This is a genomic window from Streptomyces sp. TG1A-8 (genome assembly GCF_030499535.1).
Lineage (GTDB): Bacteria > Actinomycetota > Actinomycetes > Streptomycetales > Streptomycetaceae > Streptomyces.
Genome location: NZ_JASTLB010000001.1, coordinates 4,881,731 through 4,898,732, shown reverse-complemented (window position 1 = coordinate 4,898,732; position 17,002 = coordinate 4,881,731). Strand labels below are relative to the sequence as shown.

The following is a 17,002-nucleotide window of genomic DNA, read 5'->3' as shown; positions in this document are numbered from 1 at the left end:
CCCGCTCCCGGGAACGCTCCGCCCCCGGCTCGGGGAACCCGCCTGTTGGGTTAATCGGTTGGGGTAACGCGGGTGGAGTGCCCGACGATGGGGGCCAGGGGCACACACCGACCGCCCCCACCGCCGACTCCGAGAGACCCAGCGTGCTCATACGACTCCTGCGCACTTATCTCAGGCCCTACAAGAAACCCATCGCCCTCCTGGTGCTGCTGCAGTTCCTGCAGACCTGCGCCACCCTCTACCTGCCCACGCTCAACGCGGACATCATCGACAACGGCGTGGTGAAGGGTGACACGGGTTACATCCTGTCCTCCGGCGCCCTGATGGTCGGCATCTCGCTGGTCCAGGTCGCGTGCAACATCGGTGCCGTGTTCTTCGGCGCCCGGACCGCCTCCGCGCTCGGGCGAGACGTGCGCGGTGCCGTCTTCGACCGTGTGCAGTCCTTCTCCGCCCGCGAGGTCGGTCACTTCGGGGCGCCCACGCTCATCACCCGTACGACGAACGACGTCCAGCAGGTCCAGATGCTGGCCCTGATGTCGTTCACCCTGATGGTGTCGGCGCCCATCATGTGCGTGGGCGGGGTCGTGCTGGCCCTCGGCCTGGACGTGCCGCTGTCCGGGGTGCTGGTCGCGGTGGTCCCCGTGCTCGCCGTCTGCGTGACGCTGATCGTGCGCCGGCTGCGGCCGCTGTTCCGGTCCATGCAGGTCCGGCTCGACACGGTCAACCGGGTGCTGCGCGAGCAGATCACCGGCAACCGGGTGATCCGCGCCTTCGTCCGCGACGCCTACGAGCAGGGCCGGTTCGGGCGGGCGAACGGTGACCTGACCCGGATGCAGCTGGCCACCGGCCGGATGCTCGCGCTGATGTTCCCGATGGTCATGACGGTGGTGAACCTGTCCTCCATCGCGGTGGTCTGGTTCGGCGCGCACCGCATCGACAGCGGCGGGATGCAGATCGGCGACCTGACCGCGTTCCTCTCCTACCTGATGCAGATCGTCATGTCGGTGATGATGGCCACCTTCATGTTCATGATGGTGCCGCGCGCCGAGGTGTGCGCCGAGCGCATCGAGGAGGTGCTGGACACCGACTCCAGCGTGGTGCCCCCGGTGGCACCGGTCACCGCGCTGCGCCGGCACGGGCACCTGGAGGTCCGCGGGGCGGGCTTCCGCTACCCGGGCGCCGAGGAGCCGGTGCTGAAGTCCGTCGAGCTGGTGGCCCGGCCGGGCGAGACGACCGCCGTGATCGGCTCGACCGGCAGCGGCAAGTCGACGCTGCTCGGTCTGGTGCCGCGGCTGTTCGACGCCACCGAGGGCCAGGTGCTGGTGGACGGCGTCGACGTCCGGGAGCTCGACCGGAGGCTGCTGGCCGAAACGGTCGGGCTGGTGCCGCAGAAGCCGTACCTGTTCGCGGGCACGGTCGCCACCAACCTGCGCTACGGCAACCCGGACGCCACCGACGAGGAGCTGTGGCACGCCCTGGAGGTCGCGCAGGCCAAGGACTTCGTGTCGGCGCTGGAGGGCGGCCTGGACGCGCCGATCGCGCAGGGCGGCACGAACGTGTCCGGCGGTCAGCGCCAGCGCCTCGCCATCGCCCGCACGCTGGTGCAGCGCCCGGAGATCTACCTCTTCGACGACTCCTTCTCCGCGCTCGACTACAAGACGGACGCCCTGCTGCGCGCGGCGCTCGCCCGGGAGACGGCCGAGGCGACCGTCGTCATCGTCGCGCAGCGGGTGGCGACCATCCGGGACGCCGACCGGATCATCGTGCTGGACGAGGGACGGGTGGTCGGCAGCGGCCGGCACCACGAGCTCATGGCGGGCAACGAGACCTACCGGGAGATCGTGCTCTCCCAGCTGACGGAAGCGGAGGCCGCCTGATGGCCGGGCCCATGGGACGCATGATGGCCGGGGGCGGGCCGGACCAGCGCTCGATGGACTTCAAGGGGTCGGGCAAGCGGCTCGTCACCCGGTTCGCCCCCGAACGGGTCACGATCTGCGCCCTGCTGCTGTGCGTGGTCCTCAGCGTGGCGCTGAACGTGATCGGCCCGAAGATCCTCGGCCGGGCCACCGACCTGGTGTTCGCCGGGATCATCGGCCGGCGGACGCCGGCCGGGGCGAGCAAGGAGCAGGTGCTCGACTCCTTGCGCGCCCGGGGCCAGGGCTCCGTCGCGGACATGCTCAGGGGCACCGACTTCACGCCGGGCGAGGGCATCGACTTCGGCGCCGTCGGTCACGTGCTGCTGCTGGCGCTGTGCACGTTCCTGGTGGCCGGTGTGCTGATGGCGGTGGCGACGCGGATGGTCAACCGGACCGTGAACCGCACGATGTACCGGCTGCGGGAGGACGTGCAGTCGAAGCTGTCGCGGCTGCCGCTGTCGTACTTCGACCGGCGCCAGCGCGGCGAGGTGCTCTCCCGGGCGACCAACGACATCGACAACATCGGGCAGACGCTCCAGCAGTCGATGGGCCAGCTGATCAACTCGCTGCTGACCATCATCGGCGTGCTCGCGATGATGTTCTACGTCTCCTGGGTCCTGGCGCTGGTCGCGCTGGTGACCGTGCCGCTGTCGTTCGTGGTCGCGACCCGGGTCGGCAAGCGGTCGCAGCCGCACTTCGTGCAGCAGTGGCGCTCCACCGGCAAGCTGAACGCGCACGTCGAGGAGATGTACACCGGGCACACCCTGGTGAAGGTGTTCGGACGGCAGGAGGAGTCGGCGCGGCAGTTCGCCGAGCAGAACGAGGCCCTGTACGAGGCGGCGTTCCGGGCGCAGTTCAACAGCGGCGTCATGCAGCCGCTGATGATGTTCGTGTCGAACCTCAACTACGTGCTGGTGGCCGTGGTCGGCGGGCTGCGGGTCGCCTCGGGCGCGCTGTCCATCGGTGACGTGCAGGCGTTCATCCAGTACTCCCGGCAGTTCTCGACGCCGCTCACGCAGGTCGCGTCGATGGCCAACCTGGTGCAGTCCGGCGTCGCCTCGGCCGAGCGGGTCTTCGAACTGCTCGACGCCGAGGAGCAGGAGGCGGACCCGGTGCCGGGCGAGCGGCCGGCCGAGCTGCGCGGGCGGGTGGAGCTGGAGCACGTGTCCTTCCGGTACGACCCGGACAAGCCGCTGATCGAGGACCTGTCGCTGGTGGTGCGGCCCGGGCAGACGGTGGCGATCGTCGGCCCGACGGGTGCGGGCAAGACCACGCTGGTCAACCTGCTGATGCGGTTCTACGACGTCTCCGGCGGGCGGATCACCCTGGACGGCGTGGACGTCCGGCGGATGTCCCGGGACGACCTGCGGGCCGCGATCGGCATGGTGCTCCAGGACACCTGGCTGTTCGGCGGCACCATCGCGGACAACATCGCCTACGGGGCCTCGCGCGAGGTCACCCGGGGCGAGATCGAGGAGGCGGCGCGGGCGGCCCACGCGGACCGGTTCATCCGTACGCTCCCCGAGGGCTACGACACCGTGATCGACGACGAGGGCTCGGGGGTCAGCGCCGGGGAGAAGCAGCTCATCACGATCGCGCGGGCGTTCCTGTCCGAGCCGGTGATCCTGGTGCTGGACGAGGCGACGAGTTCCGTCGACACCCGTACCGAGGTGCTGATCCAGAAGGCGATGGCCAAACTCGCCGACGGGCGCACGTCGTTCGTCATCGCGCACCGGCTGTCGACGATCCGGGACGCGGACACGATCCTGGTGATGGAGAACGGGTCGATCGTGGAACAGGGCGCGCACACCGAGCTGCTGGCGGCGGGCGGGGCGTACGCCCGGCTGTACCAGGCCCAGTTCGCGCAGGCGGTGGCCGAGGTGGACTGAGGCCGGGGGCCGCTCACGCGCGTGAGCGGCCCCGCTCAGTCGAGGTAGCCGCGCAGCTGGTCGGCGAAGGCGTGGTCCCGGAGCCTGCTGAGGGTCTTGGACTCGATCTGCCGTATCCGTTCCCGCGTGACCCCGAAGAGGCGGCCTATCTCCTCCAGGGTGCGGGGGCGGCCGTCGGCCAGGCCGTAGCGGAGCTGGACGACCTTGCGCTCGCGTTCGCCGAGCGTGGACAGCACGGCCTCCAGGTGCTCGCGCAGCAACAGGAAGGCGGCCGACTCCACGGGGCTCGCCGCGTCGCCGTCCTCGATGAGGTCGCCGAGGGCCACGTCGTCCTCCTCGCCGACCGGGGCGTGCAGGGACACCGGTTCCTGGGCGAGCCGCAGCACCTCCCTGACCCGTTCGGGCGGCAGGTCCAGGTGGGCGGCGACCTCCTCGGGCCTGGGTTCGCAGCCCCGCTCCTGCAGCATGCGCCGCTGGACGCGGACGACGCGGTTGATGAGTTCCACGACGTGCACGGGGACGCGGATGGTGCGGGCCTGGTCGGCCAGGGCGCGGGACATGGCCTGCCGGATCCACCAGGTGGCGTAGGTGGAGAACTTGTAGCCGCGGGCGTAGTCGAACTTCTCCACGGCCCGGATGAGCCCGAGGTTCCCCTCCTGGACCAGGTCGAGCATGGTCAGGCCCCGGCCGACGTACCTCTTGGCCACGGACACGACGAGCCGCAGGTTGGCCTCGATGAGGCGGCGCTTGGCCATCCGGCCCCTGACGACGAGCCGGTCCAGGTCCAGCGCGAGCCGGCCGTCCAGGTCGGGCGCGGTGCTCAGTTTCTCCTCGGCGAACAGCCCGGCCTCGACCCGGCGGGCCAGTTCCACCTCCTCGGCCGCGGTGAGCAGCGGGATGCGGCCGATCTCGCGCAGGTACTGGCGGAACAGGTCCGAGGAGGGGCCGGCGGCGCCGGCGGCCGGGGCCGCCGCCGGGACGTCGGCCTCCTGCGGCGCGTCGGGGTCGTCGGCCTCCTCCGCCGGCGCCTCGGCGGATGGTTCCGGGGACCGCGCGGGGTCCGCCGCGGGGAGCGTCCGCGCGGGGTGGGGGGCGCGGCTGCGCGGGGCCCCGGCCGGCAGGCCGTCGCGCTCGGCGTCCGGCACGTCCACGGTGGCGCTGCCGGTGCTGTCGGTGCTGGTGGTGCTGTCGGTCTGGGTGAGGGTCCGGGGCTGCACGGGGGGCGACCTCCAGGGTGATCGCTGCTCGGCACGGGCCGCAGCGGTACTTCGGAGCGGGGAGTCGGCGGCCTGCGCTCCGAGGACTCGGCACCGCCCTCCAGTGTGGAGTACGACATGTCCCTGCCACGAGGGGCGTGCGGTGACTTTTTGCATCCGGACCGTGACGGCGCGGTGGTCCCGGGGGACGGCGTCCGGGCTCCGCCGCCGGCCTCCCGCCCGACCCGCCCTCCGGGGGGACGGCGGGAGGCGGACGACAGGGCCTAGAGGGCGGTGGCCCCGCGTTCGCGCAGTGCCTGGTCGTACTGCTGGAGGACCCACATCTCGTTCTGCACGGCGGCCAGCTGGGCCGGGTCGCCGCCGGTGGACAGGCGGGTCAGCTGGGACTGGATGTCGTGGATGCGGCGCTCCACGGCGCGGCGGCGGATCTGCACCAGGACCGTGCCGGCGTAGGTCTCGTCCACGGTGCGGCGCAGGATCGGCTCGACGGCCAGCTCGGTGACCATGGCGCGGACGGCGTCGTCGGGGGCTGCCTCGCGGACCCGGACCAGGTACTCCTGCGGGTCGGGGACGCCGTACTCGGCACCGCCCGCCTCCGCGATGGTCCGGCGCACGGCGGCGTAGGGCGGGGCGGTGAACTCGTCCACGCCGTAGGCGTCGAAGGCCGGGGAGACCAGTTCGGGCCGTTGCAGGGCGAGTTTGAGCAGCTCGCGTTCGGCGGCGTAGACGGGGTTGCGCAGGGTGAGGGCGGGGCCGGAGGGGCCGGCCGGGCGGGGACCGGCGTCCCACTGCTGCCGGGGCCCGGGGGGCCGCTGCTGCGGGCCGCCCCTGCCGCCGCTGCCGCCGCGCTCGCGGGCCCAGCGGGCCAGCTGCGCCACCCGCTTGACCACGAACTGGGTGTCGAGGATGCCGAGCATGCCGGCCAGCTCGACGGCGACCTCGTGCTGGGCACCGCTGTTCTTGATGCGGGCGACGATGGGGGCGGCCTCGTCCAGGGCGGCGGCGCGGCCGGCGGGGGTGTCGAGGTCGTAGCGGCCGACGACCTGCCGCAGCGCGAACTCGAACAGGGGGGTGCGGGGTTCGACCAGGTCGGCCACCGCCTCGTCGCCCTTGGCGAGCCTGAGGTCGCACGGGTCCATGCCGTCGGGCGCGATGGCGATGTAGGTCTCCGCGGCGAACTTCTGGTCGTCCTCGAAGGCGCGCAGGGCCGCCTTCTGGCCGGCCGCGTCGCCGTCGAAGGTGAAGATCACGCGGGCCGAGCCGTTGTCCATGAGGAGCCGGCGCAGGATCTTGATGTGGTCGCCGCCGAAGGCGGTGCCGCAGGTGGCGATGGCCGTGGTCACGCCGGCCAGGTGACAGGCCATCACGTCGGTGTAGCCCTCGACGACGACGGCCCGGCTGGTCTTGGCGATGTGCTGCTTGGCGAGGTCGATGCCGTAGAGGACGTGGGACTTCTTGTAGATCGCCGTATCGGGCGTGTTCAGGTACTTGGGGCCGTTGTCCGCCTCGTACAGCTTGCGGGCGCCGAAGCCGACGACCTCGCCGCCGATGTCCCGGATGGGCCACATCAGCCGGCCCCTGAACCGGTCGATGGGGCCGCGGCGGCCCTCCTGGGACAGGCCAGAGAGGACCAGCTCCTTGTCGGTGAAGCCCCTGCCGCGCAGGTAGCGGGTGAGGTGGTCCCAGCCCTGGGGGCTGTAGCCGACGCCGAAGTGGAGGGCGGCGGCCTGGTCGAAGCCGCGTTCGGCGAGGAAGACCCGGCCGGCCTCGGCCTCGGGGCCGGTGGCGAGCTGTTCGGCGTACCACTCGGCGGCGATCTTGTGCGCCTCGACCAGGCGGATGCGTTCGCCGCGCTGGTGGGCGGGGTTGTAGCCGCCCTCCTCGTAGCGCAGGGTGATGCCGGCCTGGGCGGCGAGGCGCTCGACCGCCTCGGAGAAGGTGAGGTGGTCGATCTTCATCACGAACGTGATGGTGTCGCCGCCCTCCTGGCAGCCGAAGCAGTGGAAGAGTCCCTTGCCGGGGCTGACCTGGAAGGACGGCGACTTCTCGTCGTGGAAGGGGCACAGTCCCTTGAGGTTGCCGCCACCGGCGTTGCGCAGCTGGAGGTACTCGGAGACCACGGCGTCGATCGGGACCGCGTCCCGTACCGCCTTCACGTCGTCGTCGTTGATCCGTCCTGCCACGCGTGGATTCTACGGGGGCGGGGAACGGCGGCGGTGCCCGCCGCCGTCAGGGGACGAGGCTGCCGAGCGGTACGCGCGGGTCCGCGAGCGCCTCGGTGTCGACGTGGGCCCGGGACCGGATGAGCCGCTGGATCGGCTCTGTGACGTCCCACACGTTCACGTTCATCCCGGCCAGCACGCGTCCCTCCTTCACCCAGAAGGCGATGAACTCCCGCTTCCCGGCGTCCCCGCGGATCACCACCTCGTCGTACGACCCCGGCGGCGCCCATCCGCTGTACTCCATGCCCAGGTCGTACTGGTCGGTGAAGAAGTAGGGCACGCGGTCGTAGGTGACGTCCCTGCCGAGCATCGCGCGGGCCGCCGCCGGGCCGCTGTTCAGGGCGTTCGCCCAGTGCTCCACCCGCAGCCGGGTGCCGGCCAGGGCGTGCGGGAAGGACACCACGTCACCGGCCGCGTGGATGTCCGGGTCGGAGGTCCGCAGCCGGGCGTCCACCGCGATGCCGCCCCCGTGCGCGCGGTCGGCCAGCTCCAGCCCGGCCGCCTCGGCCAGGCCCGTGCGCGGGACCGCGCCGATGGCCGCCAGCACGTCGTGCGCGGGGTGCTCCTCGCCGTCGTCGGTGCGGGCCGCGAGGACCACGCCGTCCTGGCCGATGATCTCGGTGAGCCGGACCCCGAAGTGGAAGCGGACCCCGTGCGCGCGGTGCAGTTCGGCGAAGACGTTGCCCAGCTCGGGGCCGAGGGCGCCGTGCAGCGGGGCCGGCTCGGGCTCGATCACGGTGACCTCGGCGCCGTACTCGCGGGCCGCCGCCGCGACCTCCAGGCCGATCCAGCCCGCGCCGGCGATCACGATGTGCCCGTTGTCGCGGCCGAGGGCGGCGAGGACGCCCTTGAGGCGCTCGGCGTGGGCGAGGCGGCGCAGGTGGTGGACGCCCGCCAGGCCGGTGCCGGGGACATCGAGGCGGCGCGGCTCGGCACCGGTGGCGAGCAGGAGCTTGTCGTAGTGGACGAGGGTGCCGTCGTCGCCGAAGCGGACGGTCCTCGCGGTCCGGTCGATCGCGTCGACGGTCTGGCCGAGGTGCAGTTCGACGTCGTTGCGGGCGTACCAGGCCGGCTCGTGCACGAAGACGCTGTCGCGTCCCTCCTTGCCGAGCAGGTAGCCCTTGGACAGCGGCGGGCGCTCGTAGGGGTGGTCCCGTTCGTCGCAGATCAGTATCACCCGGCCGGTGAAGCCCTCCGCCCGGAGCGCCTCGGCCGCCTTCGCACCGGCGAGACCGCCTCCGACGATGACGAATGTCTGATCCGCGTCGACCACTTGATGCCTCCTCGTCAGGTTGCCGCCACATGCGAGCGTCCCGCACGCGGCGTGCCGCGGGAAGGGGGAGTGACCCGATCAGGCCACTTGGGTCACATTCCGTTCACATGTGTCCCGTCAGTCTCGCGTGCAGCGAGCGCGCGGAGGCGTCGGTGAGGCAGGCGATCTGGTCGACGATCACCCGCTTGCGCGTGTGGTCGTCGGGCGCCTCGTCGAACAGTGCCCGGAACTGCGGGTCGAGGCCGTCCGGGGCGCGGTCGGTGAGCGCCCGCGCCAGTCCGGCCACGACCACCCGCTGCTCGGCGCGCAGCAGTTCCTGCTCGGCCCGCTGCATCACGTACCGGTGGGCGACCGCCTTGAGCACCGCGCACTCCATGCGGACCTCGCGGGGTACGACGAGTTCGGCGGCGTAGCGGGTGAGCCGGCCACCGCCGTGGGCGGCCCGGGTGGCGGCCTCGGCGGCCAGGCAGAAGCGGCCGATGAGCTGGCTGGTGGCGTCCTTCAGACGGGCCTGGGCGGCCGCGGTGCCGTCGTAGCGGTGCGGCCACCACTCCTGGGCCTGGAGCCGGTCGAGGGCGGCGGCGAGTTCGGCCGGGTCGGTCCCCGCCGGGACGTACCGGCCGGCGGCCGCCTCGAACACCGCCCGCCGCTCGGGCTCGGCGTGCAGGCAGCCGGGGTCGACGTGGCCGGCGTGCAGGGCGTCCTCGACGTCGTGCACCGAGTAGGCGACGTCGTCCGCCCAGTCCATGACCTGGGCCTCGAAGCAGGTGCGGGTGCCGGGGGCGCCCTCGCGGACCCAGTCGAACACCGGGCGGTCGTCGTCGTACACGCCGAACTTCGAGGACGCCGGGTCGGCGGGGTGGGCGCCGCGCGGCCAGGGGTACTTCGTGGCGGCGTCGAGGGCGGCGCGGGTGAGGTTGAGGCCCACGGAGCCCCCGGGCGTGAAGCGCTTGGGTTCGAGGCGGGTGAGGAGGCGCAGGGACTGGGCGTTGCCCTCGAAGCCGCCGCAGTCGTCGGCGAACTCGTTCAGGGCCTGTTCGCCGTTGTGCCCGAAGGGCGGGTGGCCGAGGTCGTGGGAGAGGCAGGCCGCTTCGACCAGGTCGGGGTCGCAGCCGAGGGCCGCGCCCAGCTCCCGGCCGACCTGGGCGCACTCCAGGGAGTGGGTGAGGCGGGTGCGGGGGCTGGCGTCCCAGGCCAGGCTGCGCGTCCCCGGGGTCACCACCTGGGTCTTGCCGGCCAGGCGCCGCAGGGCCGCGGAGTGCAGGACGCGGGCGCGGTCGCGCTGGAAGGCGGTGCGGCCCGGGCGCTTGTCGGGTTCGGGTGCCCAGCGGTCGACCGACGCCGGGTCGTAGGGCGCGTGGGGTGCGGTGCCTTCCATGGGTCGACAGTACGGGGCGGCTGTGACAGCGGGGTGGCGCCGGGGGCGGCCCCGGCCGTGCGGCCGCCGCCCGGTCCCGCCGCCCTGCCCCGCCGCCCGGGTCTTCCGTTCGGGTCTTCCGTTCGGACCGGGCCGGACCCCGCGGGCCCGGCGGGATCCGGACGGGAGGTCCTAGGCCGGCGCCGGTCGCGGTGCCGCCGCCCGCGTCCGGTCGTAGCGGTGCAGGACCAGGCGGACCATCGCCGGATGGGCGCCCAGGGGAGCCGAGGCGATCCAGGGCGCCTGCTGCGCGCACTGGGCCGCGAAGCGTCCCGGTGCCGTGAAGCAGGAGGCCACCGCCACCCTGTGCCGGCCGCGGGCGGCCAGTTCCCGCAGTGCCGCCCGGACCGTCGGGGCGGCCGCCGAGGCGTAGGCGGGGACGACCGGGACGCCCAGGCGGCCGGCCAGGAGACGGGCCGTGCGGCGGGTGTCCGCGGCCGAGTCGGGGTCCCGGGAGCCGGCCGCGGCGAGGACGACCGCGCTGGCGCGGCGGGTCGTGTCGTCCATGGCGGTGCGCCAGCCGGACTCGGTGAGGCGGGCGCACAGGGCCTCCGCGAGCAGCGGGTGCGGGCCGAGCGGGGCGGCCACGCGGGTGCGGGCGGACGCGGCGGCGGCCATCTCGGGGATGTCCCGCTTGACATGGTGGCCGCGCCCGAACAGCAGCGGCACCAGGACGGCCGGGTGGTCGCCGAGGGAGGCGAGGGTGTCGGGGAGCAGCGGCTCGTTCAGTTCGATGTGGCCCAGGCGGACGGGGAGTGCCGGGCGCAGTGCGCGGACGCGGTCCCGCAGCGCCCGTACGGTGTCCAGCGCGCGCGGGTCGCGGCTGCCGTGGGCGACCAGGACGAGGGCGGGCGGTCCGGCCCCGGGCCGGCCGCTGCCGCCGTCCGCGAGGGGTGCCGTGCCGCCGGGGTGGACGCGGGGCTCGTCGGGCAAGGGGTTCGGCGCCGTCATGGCAGGATCCTGACGGCGCCGCGTTGCGCCGCCGTTGCCGGGCCGTCACGGGTCTTTACGGCGCCTTCACCCCGTGCCGGTGTCCGGTGTGAGGTGAACCGGGGCGCCGTCCCGCGCGTCCTTCACCCGGCCGGAAGCGAGCGAGGGGGGCGTATGGGGATCCGTCGACCGGGGCTGCCGCGGACCCGCCGGGGGTGGCGGCGGCTGGTGCAGGGGGTGATGGCCGGCTGCGTGCTGGCGCTGCTGCCGGCCACCTGGCTGTTCGTGTCGACGGCGGACCGGCTGCGGACGCCGGCCGACGTGCCGCGCACCGAGGTGGCCGTCGTCTTCGGGGCCGGCCTGTGGGACGGGGAGCCGTCGCCGTACCTCGCGCACCGGCTGGACGCGGCGGCGCGGCTGTACCGGGCGGGCCGGATCAGGGTCGTGCTGGTCACCGGGGACAACAGCCGCGAGGACTACGACGAGCCGGACGCCATGCGCGCGTACCTGAGGAAGCAGGGCGTGCCGGACGCGCGGATCGTCGTCGACTACGCCGGCTTCGACACCTGGGACTCCTGCGCGCGGGCCAGGCGGATCTTCGGGGTGGACCGGGCGGTGCTGATCAGCCAGGGCTTCCACATCCGGCGGGCGGTGGCGCTGTGCGAGGCGGCGGGGGTGGACCCGTACGGCGTGGGGGTTCCCGCCGCACACGACCTGACCTGGTACTACGGCGGCGCCCGGGAGGTGTTCGCGGCGGGCAAGGCGGTGCTGGACGCGGTGCTGCGGCCGGATCCGCGCTTCCTCGGCCCGAAGGAGCCGGGGGTGGCGCGGGCGCTCGCCGCGGGGCGGTGAACGCGACCTCACGGTGGCGGGGGCGGCGCGGGGAGGCGGGCTTCCCGACCGCGTAACCGGGAGCGGGCACGGGCCGTAACACGGCCGGCGCACGCTGGGCCGCATGGAAACCGCCCCGACACCCACGCACTGCCCGTACTGCGCCCTGCAGTGCGGGATGGACGTCACGCCCCTGCCGCGGGGAGGCGTCGAGGTGAGCGGACGGACCGGCTTCCCGGTGAACCGGGGCGCGCTGTGCGGCAAGGGCCGCACGGCCGCCGAGGTGCTGTCCCCGGCGGTGCGGCTCACCTCACCGCTGGTCCGCTCCCCCGGCGGCACGCTGGAACCCGCGAGCTGGGACGAGGCGCTGGACCGGATCGCCGGGGCGCTGTCGTCGGTCCGCGCCGAGCGCGGCGCCGACGCGCTGGGGGTGTTCGGCGGGGGCGGGCTGACGAACGAGAAGGCGTACGCGCTCGGCAAGTTCGCGCGGGTGGTGCTCGGCACCTCGCAGATCGACTACAACGGCCGCTTCTGCATGTCGTCGGCGGCGGCCGGCGGCACGAGGGCGTTCGGCCTGGACCGGGGGCTGCCGTTCCCGCTGGAGGACGTCCCGAGGACGGGGTGCGTGATCCTCGTCGGCTCCAACCTCGCCGAGACCATGCCCCCCTCGCTGCGGTTCTTCGGCGAACTGCGGGACAACGGCGGCACGCTGGTCGTGGTCGACCCGCGCCGCACGAGGACCGCCGAGCAGGCCGACCTGCACCTGGCACCCCGGCCCGGCACCGATCTCGCCCTCGCCCTGGGGCTGCTGCACCTGGTGGTGGCCGAGGGCCGCACCGACGAGGAGTACATCCGCGAGCGGACCACCGGCTGGGAGGAGGCGCGGGCCGCCGCGATGGCGCACTGGCCGGAGTACGTGGAGCGGATCACCGGCGTGCCCGTCCCCCTGCTGCGGGAAGCGGTACGGATGTTCTGCGAGCCCGAGGCCGCGATGGTGCTCACCGCGCGCGGACCGGAGCAGCAGGCCAAGGGCACCGACACGGTGGGCGCGTGGATCAACCTGTGCCTGGCGACGGGCCGCGCGGGCCGCCCGCTGTCCGGGTACGGCTGCCTGACCGGGCAGGGCAACGGGCAGGGCGGGCGCGAACACGGCCAGAAGGCCGACCAGTTGCCCGGCTACCGCAAGCTGGACGACCCGGCGGCGCGACGGCACGTGGCCGAGGTGTGGGGGGTGGACCCGGACAGCCTGCCCGGTCCCGGGCGCAGCGCCTACGAGCTGCTGGACGCCCTCGGCGGGGACGTCCGGGCGCTGCTGCTGATGGGCTCCAACCCGGTCGTCTCCGCGCCGCGCGCCGCGCACGTCGAGCAGCGGCTGCGCTCGCTGGACTTCCTGGCGGTGGCCGACGTCGTCCTGTCGGAGACGGCGGAACTGGCGGACGTGGTGCTGCCGGTCACCCAGTGGGCGGAGGAGACGGGCACGACGACCAGCCTGGAGGGCAGGGTGCTGCTGCGCCGGCGGGCGGTCGACCCGCCCCCCGGGGTCCGCAGCGACCTGGAGGTGCTGCACGGGCTGGCGGCGCGCCTCGGTGTGGACAAGGGTTTCCCGACCGATCCCGAGGAGGTCTTCGAGGAGCTGCGCCGGGCGAGCGCGGGCGGCCCGGCGGACTACTCCGGGATCAGCTACCGGCGGCTGCGCGAGGGGAACGGCGTCTTCTGGCCGTGCCCCGCGCCCGCCCCCGCCGGCGCCCGGCCGGACGGACCGGCCCGGGCGGACGGGGCGGACGGGGCGGACGGGGCGGACGAGGGCGGTGGCCCGCCCGCGGGCGCCGGCACCGTCCACCCCGGCACGCCCCGCCTCTTCCTGGACCGGTTCGCCACCGAGGACGGGCGGGCCCGGTTCGCCGCCGTGACGCACCGGGCCGGCGCGGAGGAGCCGGACGCGGAGTATCCGCTGCTGCTGACCACCGGCCGGGTGGTGGCGCAGTACCAGTCGGGTGCGCAGACCCGGCGGGTGGCGGAGCTGAACGCCGCCGCGCCCGGCCCGTTCGTGGAGCTGCACCCGCGGCTCGCGGCCCGGCTCGGGGCGGCCGAGGGCGACCGGGTCGCGGTGGTCTCCCGGCGGGGCCGGGCGGTGGCGCCCGCCCGGATCACCGGCACCATCCGCCCGGACACGGTCTTCATGCCGTTCCACTGGCCGGGCGAGGGCCGCGCCAACACCCTCACCAACCCGGCGCTCGACCCGGTGTCGGGGATGCCCGAGTTCAAGGTGTGCGCGGTGCGGGTGGAGGCGCTGGGACCCCGGGAGTAGCCCGGCGCCGTCCCCGGGACGCGGCGGGTGCCGCCGGGGCCCGCGCGGGTTCGCGGCCCGCCCGACGGCACCGGACGGTTCGGCCCCGGCGCCCGCCCGCGGCGCACCGGCCGGGGACGGCAGGCGGGCCGGCCCCGCGACCTGCGGGGCGTGCGCCTGGCGCACACCCAGCGCGTCCCCTTCGGGAACCCCGGCCCCCTGCGCCGCACGCCCCCTCCCCGCTCCGGCCGGCCCGACGGCCGAACCGGTGCGCGACGGGCACGGCGGCCACGGCGGCCACGAGCACAACACGCCGGTGCGGCGGACCCCGGAGGCGCTCGGCTTCCCGGTGCCCGGGCACGTCCGCGCACGCACGCGGCGCTGCGGGCGGCGACGCGGGTTCCCCTCCGGCACGGGGGCGCCCTCCGCCCGGCGGGGCGGAGGGCGCTCTGCGGTCACCCGTTCACCGACATCGGCCGCTCCATTCGTGCGTTTTTCATACTTTCCTCTCCCATGTCCCGGTGCCCGCCCGTGACCTGCCGGAATCCGGGGCCGCTGGGCCGTGTGGGGGCCGTGGACACCACCCGTTCGGCGCGTTCCTGACGCCACCTCAGGAGGCGGCCGGGCCGAAGTGCCACTTATCTCGGTAGAGCAGGGGCGCGCCCCCTGGACGAGTCGAATGCACGAGTCGGACAAGCTCCGGGGAGCATCATGCGCCGCACCGCCCGCCTGCTGACCGGAACCGCGTTCACCGCGGTCACGGCCGCCCTGGCCGCCGCGCCCGCGTACGGCGGCGACCCCGGGAGCCTGTCGGTGTACCCGTTCACCGCGGTGCCGGGCAGCCAGGTCACCGTGAACACGGCGGGGTGCGGGCAGCGGGGCACGGCGCTCGGGGACGCGGGCGCGGTCGGCGCCGGGACCTTCGCGCTGGCGCCCAGCACGCACAAGGGCGAGGCGGTCGGCCAGTTCCGGGTGCCGCCGAGCGCGCAGCCGGGGACGTACGAGATCGTCGCCCGCTGTGCCGAGGGGGACCGGCAGTTGAAGGGCGACCTGATGGTCGCGCTGAACGCGGCGCACGGACAGGTGCAGCCGCGGGGCAGCCTGAAGACGGGGGTCGGCGGCGCACTCGGCCCCGACCCCGTGCAGACCGCGGCGGGTGTGGCGGCACTGGCCGTCGCCGCCGCGGGCGGTACCTGGCTCCTGCATCGCCGGGCGAGAGGCGACGGGATCTGACGGGCATCCTCCGCTGTCCGTCCCGCCGGTACCGCACGTCCCGCCCCCTCCGGGTCCGATGCCCCTCGTGGCCCGGAGGGGGAAGGGGCCGTCCCCTGCGGAGGACCGCCCACGGGGGCCGCCGCCGTCGTGGAGACCCGCCGCACAGGACGCCCGCCGCGCCGGCGGCCCGGCTCCGGGAGAGGGGTTCGCATGCGCAGGATCGGGGACACCGCGATAGCCGCCGTCACCGTCGTCGCCCTCGGATCCGGGGTGTGGCTGCTCGGCGGTGGCACCGGGACGCACGCGCCGCCGCAGCCGCCGGCCGCCGAGGGCCGGCCCGAGCCGGGCGGAGGGGGGGGCACCCTGCCCGCGCTGCCGCCGTCACCGCCCACCCGCATCCGCATCCCCGCGATCCGGGTGGACGCCCCCCTGATGGGCCTCGCGCTCACCGCCGCCGGCAGCCTGGACGTGCCGCCCGTGGAGCAGAAGAACCTGGCCGGCTGGTACGAGTCCGGCACCATGCCCGGCGAGACGGGCACCGCGATCGTCGCGGGCCACGTCGACAACGAGGAGGGCCCGGCCGTCTTCTACGGCCTCGGCGCCCTCAAGCGCGGCGCGGGCGTCGAGGTGGACCGCCGGGACGGCACCGTGGCCGTGTTCACCGTGGACGCGGTGGAGGTGTACGCGGCCCGCGACTTCCCCGACGACAAGGTGTACGGCGCCGCACGCCGCCCCGAGCTGCGGGTCATCACCTGCGGAGGCGGCTACTCCCGGACGACCGGCTACCAGGGCAACGTGGTGGTGTTCGCCCACCTGACGGGCAGCCGCTGAAGGGGGCGGCACCCGCTGGGAAAGGAGGCGGCCCGGCGCGACCGTCTCCCCGCCCGGCGGCCGGCGGGCCGCCCCCGGCGTTGCGGCACCCGTTCCCGCCCGGACGACGGGTCCTAGGCCACCCACTGCTCGTACGCCAGGTTCGCCACCAGGGCGAACACCACCGTCAGCAGCACGATCCGGACGAAGCCGCTGCCCTTCTTCAGCGCGGTGCGCGCGCCCAGGGTGCCGCCCGCGAGGTTGAAGAGGGCCATCACGGCCGCCAGCCGCCACAGCACCGTGCCCTGCCAGGCGAACGTCGCGAGGGCGCCCGCGTTGGTGCAGCAGTTGACGATCTTGGCGGTGGCGGAGGCGGTGACCAGGTCGAGGTGGAGGACGGCGGTGAGGGCCAGGACGAGGAAGGTGCCGGTGCCGGGGCCGACCAGGCCGTCGTAGAAGCCGATGCCGAGGCCCGCGAGGCCGATCGCGGCGAGGATCCGGCGGCGGCCGGCGGGACCGGTCGCGGGGGCCGTGCCGAAGGCGGGGCGCAGGATCACGAAGGCGGCGACCGCGAGCAGCACCACCATGATCACCGGCTTGAGGACGTCCGTGCTCATGCCGGCCGCGAAGAAGGCGCCCGTCGAGGAGCCGGCCACGGCGGCGAGGCCGATCCGCACGGCGGTGCGGACGTCCACCGGCGCCCTGCGGGTGTACGTCACCGCCGCACCCGCCGTGCCGACGATGGCGACCGCCTTGTTGGTGCCCAGCGCGTACGCGGCCGGTGTCGCCGACGGCAGGCCGAGCAGCAGCGTCGGCAGGAGCAGCAGTCCGCCCCCGCCGACCACCGCGTCGATCCACCCGGCCGCGAGGGCGGCCAGGCACAGCAGGGCTACGACGGTCAGCGGTATGTCGGGCATGATCGCGACCCTAGGGAGGGGAGGCCCGCGCCGTCCACTTCCTCTTCGCGCGGCGCCCTCACACCCCCGGCCCTCCCC

12 protein-coding genes are annotated in these 17,002 nt (G+C 74.5%); 6 read left to right on the top strand and 6 right to left on the bottom strand.

Annotated features, from left to right (window positions below; all coding sequences use genetic code 11):
* The first annotated feature begins 143 nt into the window (after window positions 1-143).
* Together QQY24_RS21410 and QQY24_RS21405 are read left to right on the top strand one after the other, a co-directional pair.
* Window positions 144-1,877, top strand: coding sequence for an ABC transporter ATP-binding protein (locus tag QQY24_RS21410; protein WP_301974323.1), 1,734 nt, complete (start codon window positions 144-146; stop codon window positions 1,875-1,877).
* Window positions 1,877-3,805: an ABC transporter ATP-binding protein gene (locus QQY24_RS21405; RefSeq protein WP_301974322.1), complete on the top strand. Its 1,929-nt coding sequence runs from the start codon at window positions 1,877-1,879 to the stop codon at window positions 3,803-3,805. Before QQY24_RS21410 ends, QQY24_RS21405 begins: the two co-directional genes overlap by 1 nt.
* Window positions 3,806-3,840: 35 nt before the next feature.
* Here QQY24_RS21405 and QQY24_RS21400 read toward each other — a convergent pair whose 3' ends face one another.
* The 5 genes from QQY24_RS21400 to QQY24_RS21380 form a co-directional block, all read right to left on the bottom strand.
* Entirely contained in the window at window positions 3,841-5,022 is a 1,182-nt protein-coding gene (locus tag QQY24_RS21400) for an RNA polymerase sigma factor (RefSeq protein WP_301974321.1), read from the bottom strand.
* 263 nt (window positions 5,023-5,285) lie between these two features.
* Window positions 5,286-7,205: a DNA primase gene (gene dnaG / locus QQY24_RS21395; protein WP_301974320.1), complete on the bottom strand. Its 1,920-nt coding sequence runs from the start codon at window positions 7,203-7,205 to the stop codon at window positions 5,286-5,288.
* A 46-nt stretch (window positions 7,206-7,251) separates the two neighbouring features.
* Window positions 7,252-8,517, bottom strand: coding sequence for an NAD(P)/FAD-dependent oxidoreductase (locus QQY24_RS21390; RefSeq protein ID WP_301974319.1), 1,266 nt, complete (start codon window positions 8,515-8,517; stop codon window positions 7,252-7,254).
* Window positions 8,518-8,620: 103 nt separating this feature from the next.
* Entirely contained in the window at window positions 8,621-9,895 is a 1,275-nt protein-coding gene (locus QQY24_RS21385) for a deoxyguanosinetriphosphate triphosphohydrolase (protein WP_301974318.1), read from the bottom strand.
* A gap of 171 nt (window positions 9,896-10,066) precedes the next feature.
* Complete coding sequence (locus tag QQY24_RS21380) at window positions 10,067-10,885, bottom strand: sirohydrochlorin chelatase (RefSeq protein WP_301974317.1); 819 nt, start codon at window positions 10,883-10,885, stop codon at window positions 10,067-10,069.
* A gap of 153 nt (window positions 10,886-11,038) precedes the next feature.
* Between QQY24_RS21380 and QQY24_RS21375 the strand changes: the two genes are divergently transcribed.
* From QQY24_RS21375 to QQY24_RS21360, 4 genes are all read left to right on the top strand, one after another.
* Window positions 11,039-11,716 (top strand): vancomycin high temperature exclusion protein, encoded by a 678-nt coding sequence (locus QQY24_RS21375; protein WP_301974316.1) that lies wholly within the window; start codon window positions 11,039-11,041, stop codon window positions 11,714-11,716.
* 103 nt (window positions 11,717-11,819) lie between these two features.
* Complete coding sequence (locus QQY24_RS21370; protein ID WP_301974315.1) at window positions 11,820-14,003, top strand: molybdopterin oxidoreductase family protein; 2,184 nt, start codon at window positions 11,820-11,822, stop codon at window positions 14,001-14,003.
* Window positions 14,004-14,693: 690 nt separating this feature from the next.
* Window positions 14,694-15,215, top strand: coding sequence for a hypothetical protein (locus tag QQY24_RS21365; RefSeq protein WP_301974314.1), 522 nt, complete (start codon window positions 14,694-14,696; stop codon window positions 15,213-15,215).
* A 192-nt stretch (window positions 15,216-15,407) separates the two neighbouring features.
* Window positions 15,408-16,028: a class F sortase gene (locus QQY24_RS21360; RefSeq protein ID WP_301974313.1), complete on the top strand. Its 621-nt coding sequence runs from the start codon at window positions 15,408-15,410 to the stop codon at window positions 16,026-16,028.
* A 113-nt stretch (window positions 16,029-16,141) separates the two neighbouring features.
* On the opposite strand, the gene QQY24_RS21355 is transcribed toward QQY24_RS21360, so the two are convergent.
* Window positions 16,142-16,924, bottom strand: coding sequence for a TSUP family transporter (locus QQY24_RS21355; RefSeq protein ID WP_301974312.1), 783 nt, complete (start codon window positions 16,922-16,924; stop codon window positions 16,142-16,144).
* Window positions 16,925-17,002: the final 78 nt, after the last annotated feature.